This is a genomic window from Paraburkholderia sp. Ac-20347, from assembly GCF_017104805.1.
GTDB classification, from domain to species: domain Bacteria; phylum Pseudomonadota; class Gammaproteobacteria; order Burkholderiales; family Burkholderiaceae; genus Paraburkholderia; species Paraburkholderia tropica.
Genome location: NZ_JAAGPN010000509.1, coordinates 1 through 2,349 on the forward strand (window position 1 = coordinate 1; position 2,349 = coordinate 2,349).

The window sequence follows — 2,349 nt, forward strand, 5'->3', positions numbered from 1 at the left end:
CGTCGGCGGCCGCGCGGTCGAGCGTCAGGTCGGCGAGCAGCGTGAGGCCGCGTTCGCGCGCGGCGCTCGCGAGCCGGCGCACGGCGTCGAGCACCGGCCCCGGAGAGCCGAACACGGGATGCAGCCGTTGATGATCGGCGACGATGCGGTCGTCGCCCGAGCGGCCTGGCGCGAACAGGGCGCCGATCAGGACATGATCGAAGCCCAGCGAGGCCGCGTGCGCGAAGTGCTCGGGCCACGCGTCGAGCGGCCCGGCAAGGACGGAATGGACGAAGTAGATCCGCGGCGCATAGGCGTGAGGAGGTTCCATCGGTCGTATTCCAGATACGTCGGACAGCGTGGATGCAGGGCCGAAATACCACCGGATGCGATCACGTTGCCCGTGGGCTGCCGGAGCGGGCCGCGCGGGGCCGGGCGATGGCGCGTGTCCTGTTCAATGTAGTGCAAGAGCAGGCCGGAACCAAAGCGTCGGCGACGCACGGCGACTTGATGCGGGATTCAGCAAGGCATGTGCCTGTGGCGCGCGATCGCCGCGCCGCCAAGCCGGCTGGCGGCGACGCCGGATTCCGGCGCGGCGGAGCGCGCGCCGCGCGTGCACCGATTGCAATCGATGCCGGTCTAGTTCCCGACCATGCTCGCCGCGATGTTCACGCACAGCCCGAGCACGGAAACGTTGAAGTAGAACGACAGAATCGATTGCGCGAGCACGCTGCGCCGCGCGCTGCGTCCGCGCAGGCCGACATCGGCGGTTTGCGAAGCGCAGGCGATCGTGAAGGAAAAATACAGGAAGTCCCAATAATCCGGCTGGAGTTTGGCGTCGGGGAACGCGAGCGCGGGCGAATGGGGATCGGAGCCGTAATACACGCGCGCGTAATGCAGCGTGAAGATGGTCGGAATCAGGAACCACGCGCCGATCAGCGTGAGGCCCGTGAGCAGCGAATGCAGCACCTTCGAGGCCGTGTGCAGATCCTTGGTGGAGCCGAGTTCGAGCACGATGGCGACGATGCTGGCCACCGTCGCCGCGCACACCAGCATGAGCACCGTGCCCGCGTTCTGATCCTCGCGCTGCGCGTTGCAGCGCACGCTGGTTTCGTCGCTGCGGATCATGTGAATCCAGATCAGCACGAGGTAGGTCCAGATCGCGACGTCCCAGCCGACCAGCACGCGCGCCACCGGCTGGATCGACGCGGGCACGAGCGCGCCGATCAGCACGCCCAGCACGATGCCGATCATCATATGCGGGCGATTGCGCAAGACTTGCGGAAAGACCTTCATTGGCATCGACGCCCTGATGAATATGCGGGGAACATGCGCGGTGTTGCAGCGATTCTAACCAGGGGCGCGTCGGGGCGTGATCCCGGATCGCGGCCTGGGTTGGTCGAATGGGGACACGAGGGCTGGCAGACGCCGGACAGCGCGCCCACGCTGCGCGAAGGCCGCCGAAAAAAAGCGCCAGGAAACGATAAATGGCGCGCATACATCGCGCCCGCCGGGCGCTATGATGAAAAGATGACGCCCACTCTCGCCACCGAAGTCCAGCATCACGCCAGCAACGAGGCCGGCCGCGACTTTGTCGTGGGCGACCTGCACGGCTGCGTGGATGCCTTGCGCTTCCTGCTGCGCGAGGTGAGTTTCGACGCCGCGGCCGATCGCCTGTTTTCGGTCGGCGACCTGATCGATCGCGGCGAGCAGTGCGAAGAGGCGCTCACGCTGCTCGACAAGCCGTGGTTCCACGCCGTGCTCGGCAATCACGAAGACGCGTTGTGCGCGGTCGTCGAAGGGCGGCTGCCGCGCCATCAGTGGTACGGGATTGGCGGCGGCTGGGCGCAGCACGTGCCGGAGCGCGCGCTGGCGCTGTACGCGAAGCGCCTGCGCCAGTTGCCGCTGGTGCGCACGGTCGGCGAGGGCGGCGCGCGCTTTAACGTGCTGCACGCGGAATTTTTCGGCGACGACACCGAACTCGACGCCGGCCAGTTCAACGAGCACGTGCGCGAGCGCATGCTCTGGGGCCGCGAGCTCGCCTTCAACGCGGGCACGCCCGCGAGCCTCGCGCTCTCGCTCACCTACTGCGGCCACACGCCGATGCGCGAGCCGCGCCAGATCGGCTCGCAGATGTATATCGACACGGGCGCCTATATTGCCGAAGGACGCCTCACGATGGTCGAGGCGCTGTCGCTGCGCAACTGGTCGGTTTCGACCCAGGCGGCGCGCGAGCAGGGCGCGGCGGCGTTCGCGCTGCCCTGAATCCGCATCGTCGATCCATCTTGCGGGCGCTCAGCCCGCGCCCAGACTCGAAGCCAGCAATTGCAGCGTCGCCGCCGAGCGCGGCTCGCGCACGCGCGAAAACAG

The 2,349-nt window shown here is 67.6% G+C and carries 3 protein-coding genes; 1 reads left to right on the forward strand and 2 read right to left on the reverse strand.

The genetic code is table 11. From position 1 onward, the window contains the following. The coding region (locus G3N97_RS38140) for a hypothetical protein (protein WP_205997902.1) at positions 1-310 on the reverse strand (310 nt) is incomplete at its 3' end. A 308-nt stretch (positions 311-618) separates the two neighbouring features. Next, positions 619-1,281 (reverse strand): DUF1345 domain-containing protein, encoded by a 663-nt coding sequence (locus G3N97_RS38145; RefSeq protein WP_176080131.1) that lies wholly within the window; start codon positions 1,279-1,281, stop codon positions 619-621. 228 nt (positions 1,282-1,509) lie between these two features. On the opposite strand from G3N97_RS38145, the gene G3N97_RS38150 reads away from it, so the two are divergent. After that, a complete protein-coding gene (locus tag G3N97_RS38150; RefSeq protein ID WP_205997903.1) occupies positions 1,510-2,244 on the forward strand; it encodes a metallophosphoesterase in 735 nt (244 codons plus the stop codon). Positions 2,245-2,349 lie beyond the last annotated feature (105 nt).

What these genes read in the sequence shown, in the direction of transcription:
- G3N97_RS38145 (WP_176080131.1), bottom strand. Translation starts at nt 1,281, where the DNA reads ATGCCAATGAAGGTCTTTCCGCAAGTCTTGCGCAATCGCCCGCATATG.
- G3N97_RS38150 (WP_205997903.1), top strand. Translation starts at nt 1,510, where the DNA reads ATGACGCCCACTCTCGCCACCGAAGTCCAGCATCACGCCAGCAACGAG.